At 69.4% G+C, this 26,177-nt stretch carries 20 protein-coding genes; 13 read left to right on the forward strand and 7 right to left on the reverse strand.

The window, feature by feature from the left end:
- The first annotated feature begins 2 nt into the window (after positions 1-2).
- The 6 genes from AB8735_RS02995 (at position 3) to AB8735_RS03020 (ending at position 5,447) form a co-directional block, all read left to right on the forward strand.
- The gene (locus tag AB8735_RS02995; protein WP_372405109.1) at positions 3-1,241 is read left to right on the forward strand and encodes an alpha/beta hydrolase family protein; all 1,239 of its coding nucleotides are present in this window, start codon (positions 3-5) and stop codon (positions 1,239-1,241) included.
- A gap of 35 nt (positions 1,242-1,276) precedes the next feature.
- Positions 1,277-2,257 carry a glycerophosphodiester phosphodiesterase family protein gene (locus AB8735_RS03000; RefSeq protein WP_344026799.1) on the forward strand — a complete coding sequence of 327 codons (981 nt, stop codon included), beginning with the start codon at positions 1,277-1,279 and terminating at the stop codon, positions 2,255-2,257.
- 31 nt (positions 2,258-2,288) lie between these two features.
- Entirely contained in the window at positions 2,289-2,762 is a 474-nt protein-coding gene (gene aac(6'), locus AB8735_RS03005) for an aminoglycoside 6'-N-acetyltransferase (RefSeq protein ID WP_372405112.1), read from the forward strand.
- Between the two features lie 79 nt (positions 2,763-2,841).
- The gene (locus AB8735_RS03010; protein WP_372405115.1) at positions 2,842-3,435 is read left to right on the forward strand and encodes a hypothetical protein; all 594 of its coding nucleotides are present in this window, start codon (positions 2,842-2,844) and stop codon (positions 3,433-3,435) included.
- Positions 3,436-3,680: 245 nt separating this feature from the next.
- Positions 3,681-4,904 (forward strand): multiprotein-bridging factor 1 family protein, encoded by a 1,224-nt coding sequence (locus tag AB8735_RS03015; protein ID WP_372405116.1) that lies wholly within the window; start codon positions 3,681-3,683, stop codon positions 4,902-4,904.
- Positions 4,905-5,147: 243 nt separating this feature from the next.
- Entirely contained in the window at positions 5,148-5,447 is a 300-nt protein-coding gene (locus tag AB8735_RS03020; protein WP_372405118.1) for a hypothetical protein, read from the forward strand.
- Positions 5,448-5,928: 481 nt separating this feature from the next.
- Here the strand turns inward: AB8735_RS03020 and AB8735_RS03025 are convergent, their stop codons facing one another.
- The 3 genes from AB8735_RS03025 to AB8735_RS03035 form a co-directional block, all read right to left on the reverse strand.
- Positions 5,929-6,375, reverse strand: a complete 447-nt coding sequence (locus AB8735_RS03025; protein WP_372405119.1) for an SUKH-3 domain-containing protein — start codon at positions 6,373-6,375, stop codon at positions 5,929-5,931.
- 2 nt (positions 6,376-6,377) lie between these two features.
- Complete coding sequence (locus AB8735_RS03030) at positions 6,378-13,247, reverse strand: polymorphic toxin-type HINT domain-containing protein (protein ID WP_372405122.1); 6,870 nt, start codon at positions 13,245-13,247, stop codon at positions 6,378-6,380.
- 224 nt (positions 13,248-13,471) lie between these two features.
- Positions 13,472-16,129 carry a LamG-like jellyroll fold domain-containing protein gene (locus AB8735_RS03035; protein WP_372405124.1) on the reverse strand — a complete coding sequence of 886 codons (2,658 nt, stop codon included), beginning with the start codon at positions 16,127-16,129 and terminating at the stop codon, positions 13,472-13,474.
- Between the two features lie 390 nt (positions 16,130-16,519).
- Between AB8735_RS03035 and AB8735_RS03040 the strand changes: the two genes are divergently transcribed.
- From AB8735_RS03040 to AB8735_RS03050, 3 genes are all read left to right on the forward strand, one after another.
- Complete coding sequence (locus tag AB8735_RS03040) at positions 16,520-17,062, forward strand: NADPH-dependent FMN reductase (protein WP_372405126.1); 543 nt, start codon at positions 16,520-16,522, stop codon at positions 17,060-17,062.
- Between the two features lie 272 nt (positions 17,063-17,334).
- Positions 17,335-17,862, forward strand: a complete 528-nt coding sequence (locus tag AB8735_RS03045) for a DUF4232 domain-containing protein (RefSeq protein WP_372411763.1) — start codon at positions 17,335-17,337, stop codon at positions 17,860-17,862.
- Positions 17,863-18,178: 316 nt separating this feature from the next.
- Positions 18,179-19,054, forward strand: coding sequence for an oxaloacetate decarboxylase (locus AB8735_RS03050; protein ID WP_372405128.1), 876 nt, complete (start codon positions 18,179-18,181; stop codon positions 19,052-19,054).
- A 75-nt stretch (positions 19,055-19,129) separates the two neighbouring features.
- On the opposite strand, the gene AB8735_RS03055 is transcribed toward AB8735_RS03050, so the two are convergent.
- On the reverse strand, positions 19,130-20,356 hold the full coding sequence (locus tag AB8735_RS03055) for an aromatic acid exporter family protein (protein ID WP_372405131.1): 1,227 nt from the start codon (positions 20,354-20,356) through the stop codon (positions 19,130-19,132).
- Between the two features lie 167 nt (positions 20,357-20,523).
- Between AB8735_RS03055 and AB8735_RS03060 the strand changes: the two genes are divergently transcribed.
- On the forward strand, positions 20,524-20,940 hold the full coding sequence (locus AB8735_RS03060; protein ID WP_372411764.1) for a cold-shock protein: 417 nt from the start codon (positions 20,524-20,526) through the stop codon (positions 20,938-20,940).
- A gap of 112 nt (positions 20,941-21,052) precedes the next feature.
- On the opposite strand, the gene AB8735_RS03065 is transcribed toward AB8735_RS03060, so the two are convergent.
- The 3 genes from AB8735_RS03065 to AB8735_RS03075 all read right to left on the reverse strand — a co-directional run bounded on the left by AB8735_RS03065 (position 21,053) and on the right by AB8735_RS03075 (position 22,967).
- Positions 21,053-22,303 (reverse strand): alpha/beta hydrolase family protein, encoded by a 1,251-nt coding sequence (locus AB8735_RS03065; RefSeq protein ID WP_372405133.1) that lies wholly within the window; start codon positions 22,301-22,303, stop codon positions 21,053-21,055.
- Between the two features lie 146 nt (positions 22,304-22,449).
- Complete coding sequence (locus AB8735_RS03070) at positions 22,450-22,695, reverse strand: type II toxin-antitoxin system RelE/ParE family toxin (protein ID WP_344026817.1); 246 nt, start codon at positions 22,693-22,695, stop codon at positions 22,450-22,452.
- Positions 22,692-22,967, reverse strand: coding sequence for a hypothetical protein (locus AB8735_RS03075; protein WP_344026820.1), 276 nt, complete (start codon positions 22,965-22,967; stop codon positions 22,692-22,694). Before AB8735_RS03075 ends, AB8735_RS03070 begins: the two co-directional genes overlap by 4 nt.
- An 80-nt stretch (positions 22,968-23,047) precedes the next feature.
- Here AB8735_RS03075 and AB8735_RS03080 point away from each other — a divergent pair, with 80 nt between their 5' ends.
- From AB8735_RS03080 to AB8735_RS03090, 3 genes are all read left to right on the forward strand, one after another.
- The gene (locus AB8735_RS03080; protein WP_372405138.1) at positions 23,048-24,271 is read left to right on the forward strand and encodes an MFS transporter; all 1,224 of its coding nucleotides are present in this window, start codon (positions 23,048-23,050) and stop codon (positions 24,269-24,271) included.
- A gap of 130 nt (positions 24,272-24,401) precedes the next feature.
- The gene (locus AB8735_RS03085; RefSeq protein ID WP_372405140.1) at positions 24,402-25,487 is read left to right on the forward strand and encodes an S-(hydroxymethyl)mycothiol dehydrogenase; all 1,086 of its coding nucleotides are present in this window, start codon (positions 24,402-24,404) and stop codon (positions 25,485-25,487) included.
- On the forward strand, positions 25,487-26,116 hold the full coding sequence (locus AB8735_RS03090) for an MBL fold metallo-hydrolase (RefSeq protein WP_344026826.1): 630 nt from the start codon (positions 25,487-25,489) through the stop codon (positions 26,114-26,116). Before AB8735_RS03085 ends, AB8735_RS03090 begins: the two co-directional genes overlap by 1 nt.
- Positions 26,117-26,177: the final 61 nt, after the last annotated feature.

The following is a 26,177-nucleotide window of genomic DNA, read 5'->3' on the forward strand; positions in this document are numbered from 1 at the left end:
CCATGACCCACGACTTCTCCATCAGCCGACGTACCGTCACCGGATCCGTACTCGCGGGCTCCGCCGCGCTGTTGCTCGGTGCCGGCGGCCACGCCCATGCCGACTCCCGCACCGGCTCCCGCACCGACTCCCGAGCCGGTGACGTCGTCCTCACCCTGCCCGCGCCCACCGGCCCCCACCCCGTGGGGTGCCGACCGGTCCGTCTCACCGACCGTTCCCGGCGCGACCCGTGGGATCCCCGGATCCCCGTGCGGGAGCTCATGCTGACGGTCCACTACCCGGCCCGCGATGTGACCGGCCTCGTCCCGGCTCCGCAGTTGCCGCCGCAGGCGGCAGACGCGTTCGGAGCGATCGCTCCCCTCACTCCCCTCCATCTCCCCGCCGCGGGCGTGGACTGGGGTGCCACCCTGTCCCACGCGTACGAGGGCGCGGCTCCGTTGCCGGGCCGGTGGCCGGTGCTGGTGCACAGCCCGGGCGGCGGCGACCCGCGCGGGCTGGGTACGTCCCTGGCCGAGGACCTGGCCAGCCACGGCGCCGTCGTCGTCTCGGTCGACCACCCCGGTGACGCGGCCGCCGTCCAGTTCCCGGACGTCCGGCCGTACCGGGACGGCACCGTGCGGACGACCGTCTTCCGCGGCGACCCGCGGGACCGGCCGGCCGTGGCCCGTACGATGGTCGACGCCCGGATCGCCGACCTGCGCCACGTCATCGACCGGCTCGGGCAGGCGGCCGGTCTGCCGCTGCCGCGCGGGCTGGCGGAGACGCTCGACCTGCGCCGCCTCGGCGTGTACGGGCACTCGGCGGGTGGGAGCGCCGTGACCGAGGTGATGTACGAGGACCGCCGGGTGCGCGCCGGGATCAATCTGGAGGGCTACCTCGACTACCCGCCCTCCGCCCCCGGCGGCGCAGCCGAGCCGTTCCCTGTCGCGGCGCACGGAATCGACCGGCCGCTGCTCCTGCTCGGCAGCGAGGGCTTCGACCGGCGGCAGGAAATGGACCGTTCCTGGTCGGCCGTGACCGCGCGCTCGCGCAGCCGGGTCCGCAGCATGCGCATCGCCGACGCCAACCACTGGGTCTTCACCGACTACGCCGCGATGGTCCCCCGGCTCCAGGCCGCCGGGCTGATGACGGCGGCGGAGAGGGCCGCACTGATCGGCACCGTCGACCCGGCCGTAGCGGTCCCGGCGGTCCGCCGCGCGATCCGCGGATTCTTCGCACGGCACTTGGCGGGGGCGCGGTAGCGGCGCGGAGCCGCTGCCTCCCTATGATCACGCCTATGGCATCCCACGATCACGGAGCGGCGGCAGCGGTACGGCGCCGGTCCGTCCCGGCCCTCGCCGCTGTCGCCGTTGCTGTCGCCTGTGCCGTTCCCGCGCTCACGGCAAGCGCCCCCGCCTCCGCGCAGGCCGACCGGTCCCCGGCCGGCCAAGCGCGGACGAAGCCCTTGATCGTCGCCCATCGAGGGGGCACCGGCGACTTTCCCGAGAACACCCTGCTGGCCGTCTCCGAGTCGCTGAAGGCGGGGGCGGACGGGGAATGGCTGAGTGTCCAGGCCAGCAAGGACGGCGTTCCCGTCCTGTACCGCCCCACCGACCTGTCGGCGCTGACGGACGGCTCCGGCCCCGTGGCCGACAAGACGCTGGACGAACTGGACGAACTCAACGCCGGCTATAGCTTCAAGGGCCCTGACGGCTCCTACCCCTACCGCGCCCGCCCCCTCCGCATCCCCACGCTGGAGGCGGCTCTGGCGGCCGTGCCCGCGGGCAAGCAGATCTACCTGGATCTCAAGCAGACGCCCGCCCGGCATGTCGTCGACGCGGTGACCCGCGTCCTCGACGAGCAGCAGGCGTGGGGCCGCGTCAAGCTGTACTCGACCGATGCCGAGGTCACCGGTCTGCTCTCCCGCGTCCCCGGGGCGCAGGTGGCCGAGTCGCGCGACGCCACGCGGCAGCGGCTGGCCGAAGTGGCCCTCGAACACGCCTGCAAGAGCGCGCCTCCGGCCGGCTCGTGGGCGGGGTTCGAGCTCGAGCGCCGGATGACGCTGCAGGAGAAGTTCACGCTGGGCACCGGAGAAGCCGCGGTCACCGCGCAGTTGTGGACCCCTGAATCCGTCGGCTGCTTCCGTTCCCGCTCCGCCCGGACACCGATCGTCATGATCGGCATCAACACGGCGGCCGACCTGCGTACCGCTGCACGTCTCGGCGCCACCGCCGTGCTCGTCGACTCGCCCCGTTCCCTGAAGCAGGCCGCAAGTTGATCGGCGCTGGTCATGGGCGACAATGTCCGCCATGGAGTTGCGTGGGGAGAGGGTCGTCCTGCGGCCCGTGGCGGACGACGAGGCCGCGGTGCTCGACCGGATCGTGCGGGAACCGGCGGTGGCGGCGTGGTGGTCGCCCCCGGAGGACTACGCCGACATGCTCGCCGTCGTCCTGGACGGGGAGGTGATCGGCGCCATCCAGTTCGCGGAGGAGCCGGACCCCGAGTTCCGTCATGCGGGCATCGACGTCTTCCTGGCAACGGCCCACCAGGGGAAGGGCCTCGGCACCGACGCGATCCGTACCCTCGCCCGCTGGCTGATCGGCACCCGGGGGCACCACCGCCTGACGATCGACCCGGCGGCGGCCAACACGGCGGCGATCCGCAGCTACGCGAAGGTCGGCTTCAAGCCGGTGGGGGTGATGCGCGCGTACTCCCTGGACCCGCTGACGGGCAAGTGGCAGGACGGCCTCCTGATGGACCTGTTGGCGGACGAACTGTCCTGATGGGCCCGTTGACGCCCTCCCATCCCTCCCCCAGGCTGTCTCCCGTCCCAGTACGGAACCCGGCCCTCAGGAGGACGTCATGCGAGCACGTGTCACAGCCGCTGCCCTGGCTCTCGCCACCGGCTCGACACTCCTGCTCACCGCCCAGGCCACGGCCGACGAGCCCGCCGCCGCATCATCGTGGTGCACCCGACAGGACGGCCACCCGGCGGCATACCGCGCCTACTACGACAACGGCGCCGAACTGACCCCCCTCGGCACGATCCGCGAACTCTGCCACTTCCAATCGTCCAAGGACCACACCCAACTCGTCCTTCCTACCGATACCTTGGCCGCCGACGCCCCGACCCTCGCCTCCCTCGCCTACACCCGCAAACCCGCCCTCCCCGCCCACCCGGTGGGCAACCCCTCCGCCGCCTATTGCGCCAAGCTCGGTGGCACGACCCAGTTCGGCGAACGCAAGTCGGAGACGGGCGGCTGGATCAAGAAGGGCGACCCGGTCGACCGCGATCACCTGCACAACATGTGCATGTTCGCGGACGGTTCGGCCATCGATGCATGGGGCCTGACGTACCACACGGCAGGCGTCATCCGCGGCGCCGACCTGAAGAACAAGTTCCGGGCACACGTGCCGCCGATAGTGGCTGCGCGTGGGGGGAACCAAGCAGAGTAAACGGCAGTGGCCAGGGCCTCGCCCTCGGCTGCTCCATTACTGGGCCTTCCTCGGGTTATACCCCATGGCCACACACCGCCTTCGGCCCACCCGGTGGTCACCCCTGCATGGGGTGACTGTCGGGGGTCTTCCGCGTTGCCGGATTCATGCATACGAACGTCAACTAGGCGACGAACTCGACTCGTTCGCACAGTCCGCACGGCGTACGCTCGTCAGAAGGGCTTGGCCTCGTACAGGGAGCGGAAATGACAAACCCGGCCGGGATGACCACTGGGGAGCGGATTAGATTCTACAGGGAACGACGCGGAATGACACGACCCGTGCTCGCAGGGCTGGTTGGGCGCGGCCCCGACTGGCTGAAGAAGATCGAAGCCGGTGAGCGTCAGCTTCGTGACCACACCCTCCTTGTCAGGCTCGCAACTGCCCTGAAGATCAGTGACTTGAGCGCCTTGACAGGTGACGCCGCGCCTGCCCCGGTCGCCCCATCCGCGCGGTTGATGCTGCCGGGTATTGCCGAGATCCGTGAGGCCCTACGGGGGCCGCTGTTCGCTGTTCCCGACGAGCCGCCAAGCGTGGACATGCTTCAGGGGCGTGTGGCCGAGGCGTGGCAGTTGTGGCACTCGTCCCGCTTCCAGCGGTCGGAGGTCTCCGCCCTCTTGCCCGCCCTCATTCGCGACGCGTCCGCGCTCCCCCGCCGTCTCGACGGGCCGGAGCGCCGGAAGGCGTACGCCGTCCTCGCCGATGTCTACCACCTCGCCCAGCAGGCAGCCGCGTTCGCAGTCGAGCCAGAGCTGTACTGGTTGATCGCCGACCGGGGCAGGAACGCCGCACAGGAAGCCGACAGCCCCTTGTGCCTCGCCGGGGCATCCTGGACATGGGCCAACGGGCTGCGTGAATCCGGCTACGCGGAAGAGGCAATCCGTGTCGTCACCGAAGCCGCCGACGCCATCAAGCCATACCTTGAGACAGGCCCTGACGACATCCGGGGAGTCTACGGGGCCCTGCACCTCCACGCGGCTATCACACATGCGCGGGAGGGTTCTGAGGGCGTTGCATGGCGGCACTGGGACGAGGCCGACCGCACCGCACGCCGACTCCCCGCTGGCTACGCCCATTCGTGGACGGTGTTCGGCCGGGGTAACGCTGACATCCACGCCGTCAGCGTGGCAACAGACCTGCGGACGCCTGGGACCGCGATGAGCCGGGCCGAAACGGTGGACCTGGACACAGTCCCGAGCGTAGAGCGCCGTTCACGGGTGTTGATCGAGCTTGGGCGCGCGCAGAAGCAGCGCAAGGACCAGGCCGGGGCGCTGCACTGGATGAGGCGCGCCGTGGAGGCGTCACCGGAGACCGTGAGGTTCACCCCGGTTGCTCGGACCCTGGTCTACGACTTGGTGAAGGAGGCCCGTGGGCCGCTGAAGCCAGACGCAGTAGCCCTCGCCGAGGACGTACAGGTACTGGCCGGCTGAGGGGGACATCCTGTCCCTGTTGGTGACCCCGCTTCTGCATAGCGTCCGGCAGATGACAACGACTACGTCAAGGTCGGTGACGCTGGCTATGCCGAATGTGGAGCCCCGCCCTGTGAATGGCTGTGACGTCTGCTCAGCGCTGGCGAAGGAGCGGGATACGGCCCGCAGGCAGGGCGACCACTCGAAGGTGACAGACACGAACGTGGAGATCGCCCGGCACCCGCATGCAAAGGGGCGGTCCAGGTGAGGCGTCTCCAGCGGTTCGCCGACTGGACGACGGCGCAGGACCCGAGCGTGTGTGCCGAGTACGCGGTCGAGTGCCGGGCCGACGGGTGTGGGGCTGCGTTCGACGTCAAGGAGGACTGCAGTGCCGTGCAGTCGTGGCAACACGAGCATATGAAGAAGACGGGGCACCGGGAGTTCTGGGAGCACGCCAGTCACCCGACGATCGTCACAGCCCCTCCGGGGTCGATCGTCGCCAGCCGAGTCGCTGAGTACTCCAGGACTGCTGCAGAGACCGGTCCGAAGCAGGTTCGGGCCTAGAGTCTGCCCCGAGAGCGCCCCGCCTGCGCTTCTCCCCCGAGACGTGCGGTCGGGGCCTTTCTTCGGCCGTCGGTCCGGGTCAGCTCGGGGCACCTGGAGGCACAGGAAGGGGCAAGGGCTACGCGGGATGGGTTGGTGTCAGGCGAAGGACGCCTCCTCCCGTCAATGGCGTTTCTTCTTCCGCTGTCCCGGCACAGGCCCAGCATCGTTAACTCGGCATCACCCGGCAAGGCAATTGATCAGGGGCACGGGACAGCCCGAAGGTGCTCATGTGCCAGGCAGGGCCCAGCACGCTAATAGATTCCGCGACGCCCAAAGCTTGGACCCCACTGGATTTTAGGTCCAGTGGGGTCCAAGTAAACATCACATCTCTACGATTCCCCTGATAGGGAAGCGCACTTGAGTGGCCACGCCGGCCTTGCCCTCACCTAACTCAAGAAAAGCAGGACTTGCACAAAAAGCCAGCAGAGCACCTCGCGAATCAGCCAGTCATGTCAGTTACATTGACCGGCTGCACACCGAGAACCAGATTTTCCATCGCTTCCGGCATGGGACCGAAGGAGGCCACCCAAGTTTCCACCAGGTAGAGCTCGCTACGCTCGTCGACCCCTAGAAAGAAACGGCCCATATCATGCTCACCGACGGGGAAAATCGACCTTCCGATCTCCTCGCTCCATTCCAGGAACCTGTCTCCCTCGCCGATGCACAACATCGGGTCGAGCTCGAATGGCTCACGAGCACGGCTGATTCCGGATCCCGAGATGTTCACCGCAACCCCCCCGAACTCGGCCAGGAAATCGCTGACCGCCTTGTGCCTGCTGAGTCCTTCAGCTTCAAGGGCTGACAGCCACGGTTCTGGGTCCACACACCTTCCAGGCACCCAGCCCGCCTCGCGGAGCACGCGGTCGACTTCGTCAGAGAATCTCACCTTCAGGATCCCTCCAAATTGCGGAAGTGGAGGCTGAAGGCATCCTCCAGCGCCACGCAGCTGTCACAGGGACCAACAGGAAGTCCGTGCTTCGGGTGATCTTTCGATCCTCGCACGATCACCGCGGCGGCTGATCCTCCTGTTGGATTATGGCCATCGGACAGTGCTTGGGAGACACACACGGCCAAACCGCAACTCCCGTGCCCGACGCCACGATCCAGTACTGGAATGTCGTCCAGAATCTCCTGAACGATCGGATGCAGGGCTGGCGGTTCACCTCTCACACTTGGACTCGAGTAGATCTTACCGTTGGGCAGCTGAAGCGCTTCCGCGACAGCCGGGCGCATCTTGCTCGGAGTGGTAGAGGATGCCGCGTCAGCTTCCGCTCGAGCGGCTGCAGTTACTTTACAGTTGTGAACCAGGACCGGCGTCGACCCTGTCCGCACATAGTACGTGTGGATCCCGTCCACCGTGAGGTTGCGGACAGTCGCCTGCTGCGTCCACGCCTGGACCGCCGTGACCTGGACCCACGTCCCGGACGAAGTCCGCAGCCACTGGCCTGGCTTGAGCTCTTCGGCGTTCACCCACTTCTTCAGCTCGGGGAGCCAGAAGGGGTGGTTGGCAGTCGCGGTGATGGTGTCCGTCGCCGTACCGCGGTCGCCGTCCGTGTCGACGGTCAGCTTCACCAACTGCTTGGTGCCATGGCCCTCGATCGTGGCGGACACCGGCTTGGGCTCGGTGATGCCCTTCTCCGGGTCGGTGGCAAGAACCTTGTCGCCGATCTCCAGCTTCTCGATCGGTCTGGCCGTGCCGTCCGCCAGGACGACCTCGGTTCCGGGAACGAAACTGTTGTCGCTACAGGACGACTTACCGCCGCCCTCGCTCTTCCCGCCTCTGTCGGGTGCCTTGCCACTCGAGACGGGATCGGCTTTCTCCGCCGCCGGAGCCGGCTTCGGCTTGGGCTCGGCCGGGGCCTCGGGCTTCGGTTCGGGCTTGGGCTTGGGGGCGGGCGGCGGGGTCGCCTCCTCGGCGGCCTTGGCCACGTCCTTCGAGGCTTCCTCGGTCTTGGCGGCCGTCTTCGCCGTATCCTCGACCGCAGCTTCGGTCTTCTCGACCGCCTTGGCCGCGTCAGCACCTTCCTCGACATACTTCGCGCCCTTGGCCGCCGTCGCGGCATAGCCGGCGATCGGAACCGCCGACGCGAAGGAGAGCGACGCGTTGAGGTAGTCGCCTTCGCCCAAGTACCACAGGCCGTTGACGCCGTCGGCCCACTCGCCGACCACCGGCACCATGCCGATCACGTCGAGTGTCTCGTGGCCATAGTCCTCGACGAAGTCCGTGACGTCGTCCCAGCTGATCCCGAAGAGCTTTCCGGACGGGTCCGGGAATCCCAGCGGGTTGTTGCGGCCGTACGCGTAGGCGTGCAGCTGCTGGGGATCGGAGAGATCTGCGACAGGGTCGACCGAGATGAAACGACCGGAGTTGGGGTCGTACTCCCGGGCCCCCAGATGTGTCAGGCCCGTGGAGGAGTCCATCGTGCCGCCCAAGAAGCCCTTGTCGTTCGGCCACGCGACCGGCTTGGCATCGCGCGGACCGCCGAAGGGCAGCGTCCGCCGCTGGGTGAGCTCCTGTGTCTTGGCGTTCACGGCGAGTTCAGCCGTGCCGTTCTGGCCACCGCCGAGCCAGTGGACGCCCTTGGGCGTACGGACCGCGATCTGCTGACCGCCGTGGGCGTAGTAACGCGTGCCCGTGACGGACTGCTTGGCCGGGTCGGACTCCTTCGTGTCGAGGGCGAGTTCCATCGAACCCAGGTACAGGGTGGTGGTGTTGCTCGTGGGATCCCGGCGCAGCAGCCGGTTGCCGCCGGCGTCGTAGACGAACGACGTCGCTTTGCCGTCCTCCGGGGTCAGCTGGCTCAGACGTCCTTCGACGTCCCAGACCAGGTTCTGCTTCGGGCTGGTGCCCAGCTTCCGTGAGGTCGTGTTGCCGACCGCGTCGTACTCGTAGGTGTCCTTCGTCTGGACGGTCTTGCCGCCGGTGGTCTCCGTGACGTCGACCGACTCGAGGGCGTGCGAGGGCGTATTGCCCTTGCCCCGCGGATGGTAGACCCGGGTGGTCTGTGTACCGTCCGGCGTCGTGGCGTAGTTGACCTCCTTGGTCCGGTTGCCCGCGACGTCGTACTCGAAGGACTGCCGGTAGGGGGCCGGGCTGCCCAGGACTGCTTTCGCCGGGTCCGTCGCGCAGTCGCTCGTGCCCTGGGCCCACGCGTCCGTCAGGCGGCGCAGGTAGTCGTAGCGGAAGCACTGTACGTCGACGGAGCGGTTGGGCGGCGTGTCAGCGATCTTCGTGGTGTTGCCGGCCGGGTCGTAGGTGTAGTTGACGTCGGAGTCGGCGTCCTTGACGGACTCCCGGTCCAGTCGGACGCGTTGAAGCCGCCGGGTGCCCTCCTCGTAGTTGTTGGTCCGCCAGGTGTACTTGTCGCCGCTCGACAGGCCCATCCCCAACTGCAGCGTCTCGCCGTAGTTGGAGTACTTGGTCTCCCGGACGTAGTCACTCAGCCCGAGCATGTGCAGCGGCAGGCCGACCAGGTTGTATCCGATGTTGATCGTCTCGGCGGGCAGGCCGCCACCACCCGGCAGGGCCGCGGACTTGATCGAGCCGTCCGGGTTGTACGTCGTGCTCGTCGTGTAGTCGCCGGCGAGTTTGCCCTCCACCTTGGGGATCTTGATCGTGCTCTTCGTCGGATGGCCCGCGGTGTCGTAGGCATCGACCACCGTGGTGTACGCCTGAGGTTCGGCCGCGCGCGGATCCTTCACGAAACGCGTGGTGGTGGCGGGCCGTCCGATGCCGTTGGGCGCGGTGTCGTACGTCCAGCCCGTCAGCTGCGTCTTGCCGTCGTACACGGCCGTCGGCCGGCCCATCAGGTCGTACTGGTAGTTCAGGGTCTTCTTGCGGGCGTCGGTGGAGGACACGACCTGGTCGAGGTCGTTGTAGGAGAGCTCCGTGCGGCCCTTGTCGGGGTCGTCGGAGGCGACCTTCCGGCCCCGCACGTCGTACTCGAACGACCAGCGGTCGCCGCTCGGGCTCTGGGCGGAGGTCATCTGCCCAGTGCGGTCATAGGTGTAGGAGGTGGTGTCCGCCTCCCCGGTGGGAGTCGACCCCTTGTACTCCAGGAGCTTGGTGGTCAGCCCCTGGGCGTTGGTGTACGTGGTGCGGGGTGTCTCGCCGGACGGCGGGGTGACGTCGGTGTGGTCACCGTGGTATGTCGTGGTGGTGCGCCACTTCTCCTTGTCCTTGACCTTGAGGATCGCGTCGGTCTTGCGCCCTGCGGCGTCGTAAACGGTCTCGTTCTCCGTCGGGGCACCGTCCTCCGAGACCTCCGGGTTCACTACCGAGGTGTCGGGGTTCTTGGCGTTGAAGTACGGGCCGACGGCCTTTACGGCCAGGCCGCGCGAGTCGTACATCGTGTCCGAGATGACCCGGCCGCCGTTCGGGCTGGGGCCCTGGGTCTGTACGGGCCTCAGCAGACCGTCATGCAGCTGATAGCTGATCTTGATGTCACCGTTGGGCAGCAGCGACTTGGTGGTGATGACGTTCGGTGCGTCGTCCCGGATGAGGTAGACATACTCGGAGTTGGGCAGATCGCTGCTCTTGCTGCGGCCCGGCAGCCAGACCTTGAGGCGGCGCCCCAGGCTGTCGTAGACCATGTCGGTGCGCAGCCGGTTGGCGTCGACACTGCCGGTGACCAGGCCCCAAGCGGGGTCGACGGTGGAGGTGACCTTGCGCTTGAGCGCGTCGGTCACCGTCATGCCAGTGACCGGACCGCCCGTCGCGGGGGTGTATTCGGTGGTCGTCGTGCGCTTTCCGACATCCGTCGTGGAGACGACCCGGCCATGGGCGTCGTAGTCGCTCTCGTTGACGGTGATGAACTGCGGGGTGTCGCCGTCGAATCCCTTGAGCTCCTCGGTACGGGTGACGTCGCCCTTCGACGGTGCCACACCGTAGGGGCCGTGGTCGTAGCTCGTGCGGACTTCGGATATCGCGTCGGATGAGCTGGTGGACCGGCCGCACGCCTTCGAGTAGGTCGCGGTCCGTTTGACGAGCGTCAGCAGGTTCGCGTCGGTGTTGCGAGCGTATTCATAGACTGTGCAGGTGTCATCCTTGGCGTCATCACCGTCGTTCTTCCCGTCGGTGCCCATGTCGCCGAGGTCGTGGGAGGCGGCGAGCATGCCGTAGGAGTCGTATGTGTGCTCGATGCCCGTGCGGCGTACGCCCTTGTCCAGCGCCGTCCGGTTGACCGTCCTGGCGGTGCCGGCCAGGGTGGCCTTGTCGTCGCCTTCGACGGCGGTGGGCTCGGAAACCCAGGGGGTGTTGACCTTCCCGGCGACCTCGGCGGAGTCGTCGTACGAGCCGTTGAACTGCCGCTGTTCCAGCACGAAGGTCTGGGTGCGGTCCAGATCCTTGACCTCGGTTCCGTCACTCGCCCGAACCGTGACGGACTGCGTGCCGCCGTCCTTGTTCTTGCGGTCGCCGTCCATGCCCCGCAAGTACGTGGTCTCGGTGCGGAGCTGCTTGGTCCCGGTGTCGCCGACGGTCACGCGGATCTTCTGGAAGCCTCTCCACTGGCTCCAGGTCTTGTTCTTCGCCTTGACGATTTCGCTCTCGTCGTAGTGCCAGGCCGCGCCGCCGAGGTAGTCGTAGCGGGTCTCCTTGTTGGCACGCTTGGTCAGTCGGCCGTCCTCGACGACGTTGTCGACGACGTACTTGTGGAACCAGTCCTCTTTCTCACCGATCGAGCCGGACTTGGACCAGAAGGACGGGAAGCAGCGCTTGGTGTTGTTGGCGGGATCCGGCAGGTTGGACGGAGTGCACTCCGGGGCCTTGTAGTTCACCGAGACGGTGCCGCCGGACTCCGACTGGATGGCCCGTACGCGCCACTTCACCATGGCAGGACGGTCGTCGAACGACTTGTCCACCCGGCCGGTGAGCTGGGTGCCGTAGAAGATGGTCTTCGGCAGGGAGATCGTGGATCCCTGTGCCTTGCCGTTGTGCGCGATGGACTTCAGCCAGAGCCCGCCCGTGAGGCCGTCACCGGGTACGGGGAAGTAGTGGTCGAGCAGCCACTCGTCCACGTCCTGGTAGCTGTTGCCCTTGAGTACCTGAGTGGTGATGGACGACAGGCGCTTGCGGGTGAAGAAGGTGGGCGCCCACTGATCCTTGCAGTGCTTGTCGTCGGTGCAGATCTGGTCGTAGGGGACGTCCGGCCAGCGCTTGGCCGTCTCCTCCTTCAGATCGCCCGGTTCGCAGTCGGCGGCCGCGCCGGTGCACCGCTCGGCCACGTTGAAGACCACCTGCGCCGGGGCCTTGCCGGAGCGCTCGGTGCCCTCACGCGTGCCGTATTCGATGCGCTTGAGGTAGCCGCCGCGGTCGTAAGAGACGGAGGTGTCGTCGCGGTCGACGCCGTACCGGTTCTTCTCCGTATCCCAGTAGTACGTCATGGAGTTGCCGTGCACGTCCACGACGTAGTCGAGGTTCCAGCGCCACGCCTGCTGACACCGGGAGTCCTTGAAGGTGTCGCCGTGGCACGGCTCGCCCTTGTCGTCACCGTAGACCGGCGTGGTCCAGGCGGACTTGGTGTTCTCCTTGTCGTCGGATGTCCGCTTGCCCTTACCGAAGTAGTAACGGGTGCCGTCGGTGGTGGTGACGACCCAGTACTCGCCGTCGTTGTCGTCGTTGGAGCCGCCGGTCTTGCGCTCGATCCTGGTGCCGTCATCGGACTTCAGACGCCAGGTGCCGTCGGACTTCTTGACCAACTCCCCGTTACGGCCTCCGAAGTTCATTGTGGCGTTGTCGGAGTGCCAGCACTGGTCGTACTTCTCCTCGCCCTCCGTGTCGTGCCCGTCCTCCTTGCACGACTGGTAGGAGCGCTCAATGAACCCCACGGAGAGGTCGAAGCCCTCGCCGACCCAGGACGGCTGATTGTTCGTCGAGCCGACGCGTCCGTCGATGCTGCCGGAGTTGTAGTTGATCGCCAGCTTGGGCGACGGACCGGCCACGGCCGGCGGCACCCGCAGCGGGTACTGCCAGGAGAAGCTGCCGGTGTTGCCCGCCATCTGCCAGCTGCCGGACGGCGCGAGGGATGTCGCTCCGTAGCTGCCCGCCGAGCCTGCGGCGCCGGCGGTGACCGCCAGCAGTTGGGGTGCCGCGGCCGCTGCGGCGTTCTTCGGTGCCGCCGGCTGCGCCGCGACATCCGCGGTCAGCGTTCCGCCGCGGACGCTGTTGTGGGTCTTGAGAGCCTTACGGTCGCGGCACGCTGCCGCCGACCCGTCGACGGCACAGCCAGGGAGGGCGGCAAGAGTCAGACGTGATGCCCAGTCGCCGCCGTAGGCCCCGGCGAACTTCGCGTAGTCGACCTCCAGGTTGACCGGCGCGGCGGCCTTGCCGCCGTCCGCCCGGGTCACCTTCAGCAGGATGCCGTCGACTCCCGCCTTGCGGGCGGCCGAGCGGTCCAGGATGTCGACGCGCACCTTGCCGGGTCCGGCCGCCTGCTTGTCGGGCGCGGCGCCGAAGGCCCGTGCCGAGCGCTCCAGTTGGCCCGAGGCGGGCGCGCCTACGCGTACGGGCAGCGATCCGACGCGTACCTTCTTCGCACCCGCCTTCGGGGCCACCGACCGTGCCGCTCCCGAGTCCGCCAACTGCGCCTCGGCAGAGGCGGCGGCCGGCCACTGGACGGTGGGCAGCGGCTTCTTGGCGGCCGCCGCCGTCTCGTCCTCCGGGAGCGGCTTCATGCCGACGTCGGTGACGGGTATGGACGGCGTGGTCTGTGTCTCGGGCCGTCGTTCGTCCCGGGACTGTTCGTCGGCCCAGGCCATCGGTGCTCCTTGCAGGAGCGTGACGATCAGGGCGGCGGCGGTCGTGGCGGACAGGGATGTCCGCAATCTTCGGTTGCGTTGTCTCCGTCGTTCGAATCGGCCTGGCAGGCCGAATGAGCCGTGTTGCACGGCTGATCCCTTCTTGGTCCTGTGTCGGGGCATGCCGGGATGGCGCGCCGGAGGCGGGGTGCCTCCGGCGCGGTCCGGATGTGAGGGGGGTGTGATCAGCGGTTGGCGAGATGGGCGATGTCGCTGCTGTTCAGCAGACCGGCATGCACGCGCACATCGTCGATGTCACCGGCGAAGTAGCCGTCGAAGCGGTTGTCCCAGAGGGAACGGCCCACTTCGAGGCCCTTGGTGGCGTTCCAGTTCGCCGTGGACGTGGCCTCGCCCTCAAGGACACCGTTCACGTACAGGCGGATTTTCTTGGCCAGCGGGTCGTACGTTCCCGTGAGATGCGTCCACTCGCCCACGCGAGGCTGCTGCTCGGTCTTGGGCATGGCCCGCGCCAGATCGTCGGTGCTGGCGGGCGTCTTGTCCTCACCGAGACGGCCGAACACCCAGCGCTTGAAGGTGGACGAGTAGTACAGCGCGTAGTTGTATGCGTGGTCGCCGGACTGGCTCATCACCATGAGGTTGCGGTCGAGGGCCGTGGGACGGACCCAGGCACTGACCGTGAAAGCCTGTCGGGTGTCCACCGGCGAGGCAGCGGACGCGTGGTCGCTGGTGCCGTTGAACCGCAGGGCCTTGTCGGATGCTTGGCCCGGTGCCTTGTGCCCGGCCACGGTGTCGGCTCCGGAGACGGTCAGCGTGCGGTTCTTGCCGCTGCTGTCCGGGCTGGTGCCGGAGGTCACCTGGTCGAGATGGTAGGTGGCGGCCGAGCAGGCGTCGGTGAGGTCATCCGGGCAGGGGCGAACGGCCTTGAAGATGTACTGGGTCATGGGGCCGCGGTTGCCCGCGCGGTCGACACTGCGTGCGTACAGGACGTTGGGACCGAAGGTCGTCGGCGTGATCTTGATGGTCACGTCGCCGCCCAGGTGGTCCGGAGTCGCGCGGTTGCCCGGCGTGTCATCACCAATGGCCCACTCGTAGAAGGCGATGTCGTTGCCGTACACCGAGTCCTTGGCACCGTTGGCCCGGAAGGTGAAACTGCCGGGCTGGCCCGCCGCCTTGCCTTCCTGCTCGGCCGGGAAGTCGGGCGAGGAGACAGCCGGCTTGGCGCCCGGCCCTTCGGTGTCCACGCCGAATTCGCAGTAGTCCGACCACTCCGCGCTGTCGTCGATCCCGTCAGTGGTGCCGGCGTGCCACTTGTATGCCTGGCCGTGCTTGAGCTTCCCGTCCGGGATGGATTCCTTGAAGTCGCCTTGTGCGTGGTAGCCATCGGTGCCCTCGTAAACCATGGGCTTTTCGGGAATGGCGTTCCACACCCGGAAGGTGGCCTTCAGGTTCTGTTGGTCGTCGTCCCTGGCGTTGACCACCATGGTCGGGTTGTCGGTGCGGATCCACGGACGGTCGCCGCCGCGCTTGCAGGACGTTTCCGGGTTGTCCGTGCGCTCGTCGGTGGGCTTCTCCGGCGGGGTGTTGTACTCAATGGACAGCTTGGCATCGCTGCCCCGGAAGCGCTTCCACGAGTACGGGTCACTCTCGTCCTTCGCCGTCAGGGAGAAGGCGATGGGGTTGCCGGAGGCGGCGAACTTCTTGACCGTGGGGGTAAGGTTCTCGTTCTTCTCGTCGGGGTTGTCGTAGAACTCGACCCTGGCCGCCGGGCAGCGGTCGCCCCGGCCATAGGCCACCTTGCGGTCCACCATCAGGTCGCCGTCAACGGGCTTGTTGTTCCAGGTCGTTCCCTTGCCCACCTTGTTCGCGTCGACGAGGGCCAGGTCCACCCAGGTCGGGGTGCAGGAGAAGGCGAAGGTCTCCTGGGCCGAGAACGTGGCCTTCCGGATCTTGCGCTTCTTCCAGCCGCTGGTGTTGAACTTGAAGTACATCCGGTCGGTGTAGGAAGAGCTGCTGCAGACGGCATAGCCCTCACCGGTTTCGGCGTACGAGCAGCGCCCGACGCCCCGGCCGTTCCGGTCGTCCTTGAGGAAGGTGGTGTCCGGGTAACTGCTGCTGGCGTAGAGCCACTCGACCTGCGTCATGTCGTCGGTAGGCGGGTCGATGTACACGGGATAGGTCGTGGCGCTCCCGGTGAGGAGGGCCGGGTCGGGGGTGACGGCCACGGCTCCGTCCTCGACCGTCATGGTCATCCTGGCAAGCTTGTCACCAGGTGAAGGGGTGTCGACGGATTCCTCTCCACCGGCCCCGGGCTCCGGCTTTCCCGAGGAGTCCCACATCTGGGCACCGGGTCCGGAGAAGACCTCGGCGCCCGAGTCGTCCAGGGCACGCAGACCACCGGCGTCGTTCGTCGCCAGGCGCAGCCCTTTGGTCTCCGTCTTCAGCTCGACGCGTCGGAGAGCGGGGTTCTTGGCGGCGTCGGCGTTCTTGACAACCAAGGCGTAGGAATAACCTGTTACGGATGCGTTGACGCGCAGGTCAACATCGGGCAGAACATCGGGGTAGACGGCCGACGAACCGCTCAGGCGGGGCTCCGGCAGCTTCTGCGGCCACTTCAGCGAAAGAGAGCTGTCGCCCTTGGCCATCGTGATCAGAGGCTGGTCCGAACCGCCTCCGGAGAAGGTGAGCCGGACGACTCCGGCGCGAGGGCCGATGGCCCCGTCCGGGCGTTTGACCAGCGTGGCATCCACAGGTAACCACGAGCCGTCGGGCTGTTGGACCCGCTGCGGCTGAGCGGTCTGTTCGGCCGTGAACGTGCCGTCCGGGTTGGCGAAGACCTCCTCGACCTCGGTCCGTTCCTCCACCACCTCCACTCGCTCACCCAAGGCCTTGGCCTGCTCGGAAGCGAGCCTCTGAGGCGTCTGCGCGACAGGAGAGGAATCCCTCTCCGCTGCCGCGCTCGCCTGGGTCGACGGTGTCACGCCGACAGCCAGCGCCATCACGAGGACGGCGCCCGCACTCCGCGCAAACCTTCTGCCATCCAGTGGTCTTCGGCGTCTCAAGTCCCCACCCACTCAGGAAAATTAAGGAAAAACTCAGCGTAGGGATCCTAGAGACGGGAAATAGCGCCAGTCGATGCACACAAAGGTGGCGCTTCTGGGCGCATGCTCCATACAACAAGCCCGGAGCTCATGGTGATCGTCACATCACTGACCGGCATGAAGTGCCTTCGTCGCGGGAAACGGGAACGCCGTTGACCGCTGTAGGTTGACCGGATGCCTACATCACCTGTGATCCTTCTGCTCTCCGGAAGCCTCCGCGGCGGTTCCTCCAACGAGGCCGTACTGCGCACCGCCCACGCCGTGGCCCCCGAGGGCATACGCACCGTCCGCTACGCGGGGCTCGCCGCGCTGCCGCATTTCAATCCCGACGACGACATCGATCCGCTGCCCGCCCCCGTGGCGGAGCTGCGCGCGGCGATCGACGCCGCCTCGGCGCTGCTGATCTGTACGCCGGAGTACGCGGGGACGCTGCCGGGCTCCTTCAAGAACCTGCTCGACTGGACGGTCGGCGGGACCGAGATCTGTGACAAGCCCAGCGCCTGGGTGAGCGCGGCGGCGCCCGGCCGGGGGCAGGGGGCGGAGGCCACCTTGCGGACGGTGCTGGGGTACACCGGCGGGGCCGTCGTGGAGGAGGCCTGCGTCCGTGTTCCGGTGGGCCGGGAACTCATCGGGGCGGACGGCGTCATCGCCGATCCGGGGGTCCAGGACCGGCTGCGCGAGGCGCTCCGGGTGCTGGCCGCGGCGGCGGGCGCCTGACGGGCCGGCGGGACGGGCTCGTCCCGCCGTACGGAAGGGGCACACGCCGCGTCGCGGGCTGAGAGCCTAGCGTTCGGGACGGCGCCCTCGGAAGAGGCATGTCCGTTTCGGGCCGTCCGGCGGGGCGTCCCGGTGACCGGAGAGTCAACTCGGTGTGTCCGCAAGGGAAAACCCGGGGGCGCCCGGCGTGTTCACCGGCGCGTGGAGGCGGGTAGGCGCAACATGCACTGAACGCACGGGAATTCTGGGGAAAGGATGGATTCGTGACACGCATGACCGTCAAGTCCGCCCTGCGGATCGCGGGCGCCGCCGCGGCCGTGGGGATCGCGCTCACCGCCGCCGCGCCGGGGACCGTCCAGGCCGCCGCCGGGCGCGGGACGCCCACCTGCGGCACGGACGATCTGCGGATCTCGTTCGCCGAACGCCTCGGCGGCGGGATGAACCACGCGGGCGGGACGCTGGAGTTGAAGAACGCCACGGGGCACACCTGCGCGCTGCGCGGCTACCCCGGGCTGGGGCTGGAGGACGGGGGGCACCGGGCGCTGTCCACCCGCACGGTACGGGGCAGCACCTGGTACGCGGACGACCCCGGCAACCATCTCGTCCTGCTGGAGCCGGGGCAGGCCGCGCAGGCCAACGTCGCCTGGACGCACACGGGGACGGAGGCGCGGGCGGGGTCGTACCTGCGGGTGACGCCGCCGGCCGCGCGCTCGTACCGGGTGATCCCGCTCAACGACGCCGTCGACTTCGGGGAGTTGCACGTCACGGCGGTGGCGCACCGGGTGCCGGTGCGCGGCTGACGGACGGAGCTCCCGCCAAGCCCCGGGTGGTGCGGCCGCATTCGGCGGAAAAGCATCGCATCACCCGGGGCTTTACCTTTTGGTCATTGCTTCATGACCAAGCCTTGACTAACCTCTCGTTCGCGTAAGCGATTCCGCACCATCCGTCACCACGCACGCTCACCGCACACACAAAGAACCCGGCCGTACAAAGAACCCGGGGCCGCCGTCGCCACGGCGGACACCCGGGTCCTCAACAGATCGGCGCGCCCCGGCCGTTCACGAGCTTGGCGGCAGTGTTGGCCGGCGCGTCATCCAACTCACCCCGGAGGGTACCGTGAACCACCCGAATCGGCTACGTGACGCGATAGCGGCGGACGGCACGACCCCGCTCATCGGCGTCTTCGACATGTTCTCCGCCTCCGTCGCGGCGCAGCACTACGACGGCATGTTCGTCTCCGGCTTCGGCTTCGCCGCGTCGCACTACGGCCTGCCGGACATCGGGTTCATCGCCTGGCCCGACCTCGTCCACTTCGTGCAGCGGCTGCGCCAGGCGTTCCCGCAGCAGCACCTGCTGGTGGACATCGACGACGGGTACGTGGACCCGGAGACCGCCTGCCACGTGGTGCGTTCGCTGGAACAGGTCGGAGCGTCCGGGGTGATCCTGGAGGACCAGAAGCGGCCGCGCCGGTGCGGGCACGTGGACGGCAAGCAGGTGCTGCCGCTGGAGGAGTACCTGGAGAAGCTCACCATGGTGCTGGAGGCGCGGCGCGACATGGTGGTCGTCGCGCGGACCGACGCCACGGAGGAGCCCGAAATCCTGCGCCGCGCCAAGGCGTTGGCGGCCACCGACTGCGATGTGGTCCTGGTGGACGGGGTGCGCAGCGTGGACTGGATCCGCAAGGTGCGCGACGTCATCGGGGACAAGCCGCTGCTGTTCAACCAGATCGCCGGCGGCAAGTCGCCCCGGCTGTCGCTGCCGGAGCTCGGGGAGCTGGGCGTGGACGTGGCGATCTACAGCACGCCGTGCCTGTTCGCGGCGCAGAGCGCGATGGACGAGGCGCTGGCGGTGCTGAAGCGGGACGACGGCCGGCTGCCGGAGTTCACGTCGTCGAGCATCGGGGTGGCACAGTCGCTGGAGCTGCTGGAGAAGAACATCTCGCGGCACCACGACCGTCCCCCCGTGACCGCCCCTGTGACCGCCGGCCGGTAGGCCGGCCCGGGGGTCCCGCCGCGCCGCGGCATCGGCGCGGCGGGACCGCCCCATCCGCGCGCCGCCGTCGGCTCGTCAGCCCCGGCTGCTGCGGCTGCCGAAGCGGCTGCGGATCAGCCGGCGGCGGATGCGGTGGAAGAGCGGGAAGCGCTCGCGGAACTCCCGGGCGGCGCGGTCGAGTTCGTCGGTGAGCCGCTCGGTGCGCTTCTCCACGTCGAGTTCGTCGAGGATCCGGTCGATCTCGGCCAGCAGGGAGCCGTGGAGCTGCCATTGACGGGGGTGTTCACGGACCTTGCCGAGCAGGAGACGGGCGGCGCGGTCGCGGCTGCGCCGGCCGTCGGCGAGGTCCTCGACCAGGCGCGACTCGGCCGCCTCGGCGTTGGCGCTGACCTGGGTGGTGATCAGGACGGCGAAGCTGCGGACGGCACGGGCGAGGTGCTCGAAGACCTCGCCCAGGGCGTCGGCGACCTCCTCGGGGAAGAGCGGTTCGTCGGTGCGCTCGCGGGCGAGGTCGGTCAGCGAGCGGCACATCACGCGCACGACGACGGCGGAGATCTCCAGGGCGTCCAGTCCGGTGCGCAGCACGATCCGGGAGAGCAGGCCCTCCCGGACGCGGGGGTTGAGCCGCAGGCTGTCCTCGGCCTGCCGCAGCGAGGCGTCGACCTCGGCGATGTCGTGGTCGAGCCGACGGGCCTCGTGCAGCCGGGCCGCCGCCTCGGCGACGGCGACGGGGCGGCCGATCTCGGCGCCGACGTGCCGCATCAGGGTGCTCATCCGGCGTGCCAGGTCCTGGATGGCGTTGCCGGCGGGCTCGACCCAGACGGGCGGGACGAACAGCACGTTGAACAGCAGTCCGACCACGGCGCCGATGAGCGTCTCCAGCACCCGGTCCCAGGCGGTGTCGGCCACCCGGGTGACGCCGAGGACGAGCATGGCGCTGATCGCCACCTCGGGGACGAATTCCCCCACGCGGACGAAGCGGCCGATGACCAGGGACGCGAGGATGATCAGTCCGAGGCTCCACCAGGTGAGGCCGACCAGCCAGCTGAAGGCGATGGCGATCAGGACGCCCGCGACGACGGAGTTGACCCGGCGGATGCTGGTGGTCAGCGTGGAGTAGAGGGTCACCTGAACGACGAGCAGGGCCGTCAGCGGCGCGGTCAGCGGGGCGGGTTCGCTGCTCAGCGAGAGGGCCACCACGTACGAGATGACGGCGGCGGCCGTGGAACGGACCGTCTGCGCGACCGCGGGTTCCCGGCCGCGGCGGACCAGGGTCGTCAGGGGTTCGGGGAGATCACGCACCGTAGACCCCTTCCCGGCCCGGTGGGAACTCCCGTTCCGGGGTCCGCCATTAGGGGGAATGGCAGGGGGTTGACAGGGGGATTGTGCCCGCCTGCGGCGCTGGGTATGGTCCGGACGGGCCTGGTCAAAGGGCCGTGATGTCACGTGGTGTAGGTGGGGAATTGTCTGTGGTTACGGGAAAAATAATCCGGTTCGACGAGTTCCGCGGGTACGGTTTCGTCGCCCCGGACACCGGCGGCGAGGATGTCTTCATGCACGTCAACGATGTGCACGCGGACAAACGCCTGATCGTCCCGGGCGCGTTCGTGGAGTTCGTCGTGGAGGAGGGCGACCGGGGGCTGAAAGCCTCCCAGGTGCGTCTGGTCGACCGGGGTGTGCGGGCGGTGGATTCACCGGTGCAGGCTTTCGGCGGGCATGTGTCGGGTGACGACGGCGACTGCGATGTGCTGTCCGGCAAGGAATTCCTGGACGAGGTCACCGAATTGCTGCTCAGTGCGGCGCCGGGGATGACCGGTGAGCAGATCGTCCTCGTGCGCCAGCGCATGGTGCGGCTGGCCGCCAACCACGGCTGGGTCGAGGCGTAGGGATTACGTCCCGCCGGGCGTCAACGGGCCGACAGGGAACGGCAGTACACGGCCATCCCGTCGGCCCTTTCGCCGGCCCTTTCGTCTGCCCTTTTGCCGGCATCGCCGACCGTCAGCCGAACGGTGCGCAGGGGACCGCCGGCCGTCCCCCGTGCTCGCCGAAGAAGGCGAGCACATCGCATACGGACCGGCCGAGCACGTCGTCGTGCCCGCCGCCCGGGTACGTCCGCTCCACCACCGCCGGGGAGCCCAGCGCCCGGAGGTTCCGGGCGACCTGGGCGGTCCACTGGGCCGGTACGTCCTGGTCGTCGCCGCCCTGGACGATCAGGACGGGGGACGGGACGGCGGCCCGGTCCGGGTTGCCGTAGGCGGCCATGGTCCGGCCGAGGACCGCGAGCCGGGCCGCGTCGAGGGGAAGGGCCTGCTCCGTGGTGACGCCGGACAGTGCCGGGTGCCGGTCCTTGAGGCACTCCCCGAAGACCTGGTCGGCGGTCCGGGCCGCGGCCGGGCCGAGGAGGCGGGGCAGGCTCACCGACGGGTCGGTGGTGGCCAGTCCGGCCAGTGAGTAGAGCGCGAAGGCGAGTTGGCCGGGCTGGTGCGCGGCGATCACCCCGGGGAGCATCGTGTCGAGGTGGCTGGCGGGGGCGACGGCCACGGCCCCTCCGAAGCGCAGTCCGGGCGCCCGCTGTGCCGCGCGGGCGGCGAACAGGGCCGCCTGCCCGCCCTGGGAGTGCCCGGCGGCGAACCAGGTCGCCGAGGTCCCGGGCAGGATCCGCCGGGCGGCGAGGACGCTGTCGACCACCGCGTTCCCCTCGTCCGCCCCGACGAGGTAGGTGTGCATGCCCGGGGTCCCCAGCCCCGGGTAGTCCGTCGCCGCGACGGCGTACCCGGCCCGGAGGAAGGCACGGATCTCCTGGACGTAGACGGCGTCCCCCAGGTCCGCTGCGCGCGACGGCGCGCAGGCGTCGGCGACCCCGGTGGTGCCGTGCGCCCATGCCACGACGGGGCGGCCGCCGTCCGGCGGGGGCCCGTCGGGGACGAGCAGGGTGGCGCTGACGGCGATGTCGGCGCCGTGGGCGTCGGCCGAGTGGTACAGCACGGTCCAGCGCCGGGCCGGGCCGAACGCCGCGTCCGTTCCCCGGTCGCTGGCTGCGATCGGCGTCCCGCCGGGCGCGGGGGCGAGCGGCTGCGGTATCCGGTAGGTGGAACCGGTCGTCTCGACCGCGGGAAGCCTCCCGCCGCCTCCCGCTTCCCGGTCGGGGGAACCGCCGTCCCCGGAGCACCCCTGCGCCGCGGCGAGCACCAGTGCGGTGCCGAGGGCTCCGCGAACGGCCTTGGTCCGGCAGGTGCTCGCTATGCCCATGGCAGCTGTCCCTTCCGCGACGTCCCCGGGGCCGGACCCAGCGTCCCAACGGCCCGGGGCGGACGCAGGGCGTGTACCGCCGGACGGGTGACACGGACCGCCGTGACCTGCGGCGGATCCTCGGAGGAGCCGGAGGAGCCGGAGGCTCAGAGGTAGACGACGCGGACGATCGTGAGGGTCAGCACGCTGCGGCTGACGTAGTAGCGGATCAGGACGTCGGCAACAGTGGCCTCGCGCCGGTCGGTCTCCCGGCCGATGGGGGTGGAGCCACAGCCGTAGGGATGGTCGGCCACGAGCCGCATGGCCCGGTCGAAGCGGGCCCGCAGGGCGGTGTCCATACCGGTGCACGCCTGGTCGGCCGGAGGCGCATACTGGATCCGGAACCCGCTCACACCGCCCCCGGGCGGCCGGCCCCGGCGGGGACGGCACCGACGTCCTCGCCCCGCGCCAGGCGGTCGAAGAGCTCCTCGTCCTCCCGGTCCGCGTCCGTGGCCACCAGGGCCCAGCGGACGAGTGCGGCCGGGAGCTCGGCGGTCGGCAGGTGCGGGATCTCCTTGTCGAAGTCGCGCAGTTGTTCCTCGTCGAGTGCCGAACGGATCCCGGCGATGGTGCCGGGGAGCTCCACCAGTTCCCCGCCGATCACGGTCTTCATCGTCACGTCCACGGCATCCTCCTCGGGCCCGCGGGACACCGTAACGGCAGTCGGCCTCCGGGGCCACGCATCCGCGGCGAAGGGAGTGTCCCGTGGCCGATCCGCCCCTCCGTCCCACCGGCCGGCCGCAGGCGTCCGTGCGCGGACGCGGCGGCCGCCCCGCCGCCGTGAGCGTCACCTTCGCCTTCTGGATCACCATGGCCGGCACCACGGCGCCGACACCGCTGTACCCGCTCTACGGCGCGGAGTTCGGCTTCACGCCCTTCACCGTCACCGTGGTCTTCGCCGTCTACGCCCTCGGGGTCGTGCTCGGCCTGCTCGTCCTCGGCCGGCTCTCCGACCAGATCGGACGGCGCCCGGTGCTCGTCCTGTCCACCCTGCTCTCCGCGGCCGCCGCGCTGGTGTTCCTCCTCGCCCACGACCTGGGCGTCATGCTCGTCGGCCGAGTCCTCTCCGGCTTCTCCGCCGCCCTGGTCACCGGCGCGGCGACGGCGGCGCTCACCGAAGTCCTCGGCAACCGCGGCCGGATCAGGCCGGCCACGCTGGCGCTCTTCGCCAACATGAGCGGCCTGGGCTGCGGAACGCTGCTGGCCGGCATCCTCGCCGACACCGCGCCGGACCCGCTGCGCACCCCCTGGGCGGTGCTGCTGGTCCTCGCCGTCACCGCTCTGACGGGCGTCGCCCTCATCCCCGAGAGCTCCGCGCACCGCTCCGGGCTCGTCCTCCGCCTCCAGCCGCTGCACGTCCCCGGCGAGATCCGGCCGGACTTCCTGCGCTCGGCGACGGCGGCCGGGGCGGGCTTCGCCGTGCTCGGCGTCCTCACCGCCGTGACCGGCCTGTTCCTGGGCACGGTGCTGCACGGGACGAGCTGCGCACTCACCGGGCTCGTCGTCTTCACGGCCTTCGCCGGCACCGCCCTGGGCCAGTTCCTGGTGCGCTTCCTGCGGCCCGCCGCCGCCCTGCCCGCCGCGTGCCTCGGGCTCGTCCTGGCGGCGGGGCTCATCGCGACCGCGATGGCCACCCGTACGCTCGCGCCCCTGGTCGTGGGCGCCGTCGTCAACGGCCTGGCCACCGGCGTCTCCATGGGCCACGGCCTGGGCAGCATCACCACCCGCAGCGCCCCCGAGCACCGCGGCGCCTCCGTCTCGACCTTCTTCGCCATCCTCTACACGATGCTGGCGCTGCCGGCCATCGGCGTGGGCGTGCTGATCCGGGAATCGGGCCTGCGTCCGGCGGGCGAGGTCTTCAGTGCGGTGGTCGCCGCGCTGGCTGTGGCGGTCCTGGTGAGCCTGGTGCGCACCGGGCGAGACGCATGAACCAGCCACCGGCCCGTCGTCGAGTGCAGGCAGTGGGTGGGCTGTGCCCACCCGTTCCGCCCTGCGGAACGACTGCCCACAGCAACGTAGAGTGGCCCGTACACGTAGTGATCAAGAGAAGGGCAATGCCGTGGCACAGGAAGTCCGTGGCGTGGTGGCACCGGGAAAGAACCGGCCGGTGCGGGTGGAGACCATCGTCGTGCCGGACCCGGGGCCCGGCGAGGCCGTGGTCAAGGTGCAGGCGTGCGGCGTGTGCCACACGGACCTGCACTACAAGCAGGGCGGCATCAACGACGACTTCCCCTTCCTCCTGGGCCACGAGGCCGCAGGTGTCGTGGAGTCCGTCGGCGAGGGCGTGACCGAGGTCGCGCCCGGCGACTTCGTCGTCCTCAACTGGCGTGCCGTGTGCGGCCAGTGCCGGGCCTGCCGGCGCGGACGTCCGCAGTACTGCTTCGCCACGCACAACGCGAAGCAGAAGATGACGCTCACCGACGGCACCGAGCTCGCCCCGGCCCTGGGCATCGGCGCGTTCGCCGAGAAGACCCTCGTCGCCGCCGGCCAGTGCACCAAGGTGGACCCGGCCGTCTCCCCCGCCGTCGCCGGGCTGCTGGGCTGCGGCGTCATGGCGGGCATCGGCGCCGCCATCAACACCGGCGGCGTGACCCGCGGCGACTCGGTCGCGGTCATCGGCTGCGGCGGCGTCGGCGATGCCGCGATCGCCGGCTCCCGCCTCGCGGGCGCGGGCCGGATCATCGCGGTCGACATCGACGACCGCAAGCTGGCGACGGCCCTGCGCATGGGCGCCACCCACACCGTCAACTCCCGCTCCACGGACCCCGTCGAGGCCATCCGCGAGCTGACCGGCGGCTTCGGCGCGGACGTCGTCATCGAGGCGGTCGGCCGCCCCGAGACGTACGAACAGGCCTTCTACGCCCGCGACTTGGCCGGCACCGTCGTCCTGGTCGGCGTCCCCACCCCCGACATGCGCATCGACCTGCCGCTGCTGGACGTCTTCGGCCGCGGCGGCGCGCTGAAGTCCTCCTGGTACGGCGACTGCCTGCCCTCCCGGGACTTCCCCATGCTGATCGACCTGCACCTCCAGGGGCGCCTGGACCTGGACTCGTTCGTCACCGAGACCATCGGCCTGGACGACATCGAGGCCGCCTTCGACCGCATGCACGGCGGCGACGTGCTGCGCTCGGTGGTGGTCCTCTGATGGCCGCGCGCATCGACCACCTCGTCACGTCCGGCACGTTCTCCCTCGACGGGGGCGTCTGGGACGTCGACAACAACGTCTGGATCGTGGGCGACGACCACGAGGCGATCGTCGTCGACGCGGCGCACGACGCGGACGCGATCGCGGCGGCGGTCGGCGACCGCCGACTGCTCGCCGTGGTGTGCACCCATGCCCATGACGACCACGTCAACGCCGCACCGGCGCTCGCCGACCGCACCGGCGCGCCCGTCCTCCTCCACCCCGCCGACCGCCCCCTGTGGGAGCGCACCCACCCCGACCGGGCGCCGGACGGCGAGTTGACGGACGGTCAGGTCCTTCGGGTGGCGGGGATCGAGCTGACCGTGCTGCACACCCCGGGCCACGCGCCGGGCGCCGTCTGCCTGTACGCGCCCGCCCTGGGCACGGTGTTCAGCGGGGACACCCTCTTCAAGGGCGGCCCGGGGGCCACCGGCCGGTCGTTCTCCGACTTCCCCACGATCGTCGCCTCGATCCGGGACCGGCTGCTGTCCCTGGACCCGGCGACCGTGGTCCGCACCGGGCACGGGGACTCCACGACCGTCGGCGAAGAGGCCCCGCACCTGGAGGAATGGATCGCCCGCGGGCACTGACCGCGGCGCCCCCCGGGGCGTAGGATCGAACGTCCGGACGATCAACGCGAGGGCAGGGGAG

Source organism: Streptomyces luteireticuli (genome assembly GCF_041519305.1).
Classification (GTDB): Bacteria; Actinomycetota; Actinomycetes; order Streptomycetales; family Streptomycetaceae; genus Streptomyces; species Streptomyces luteireticuli.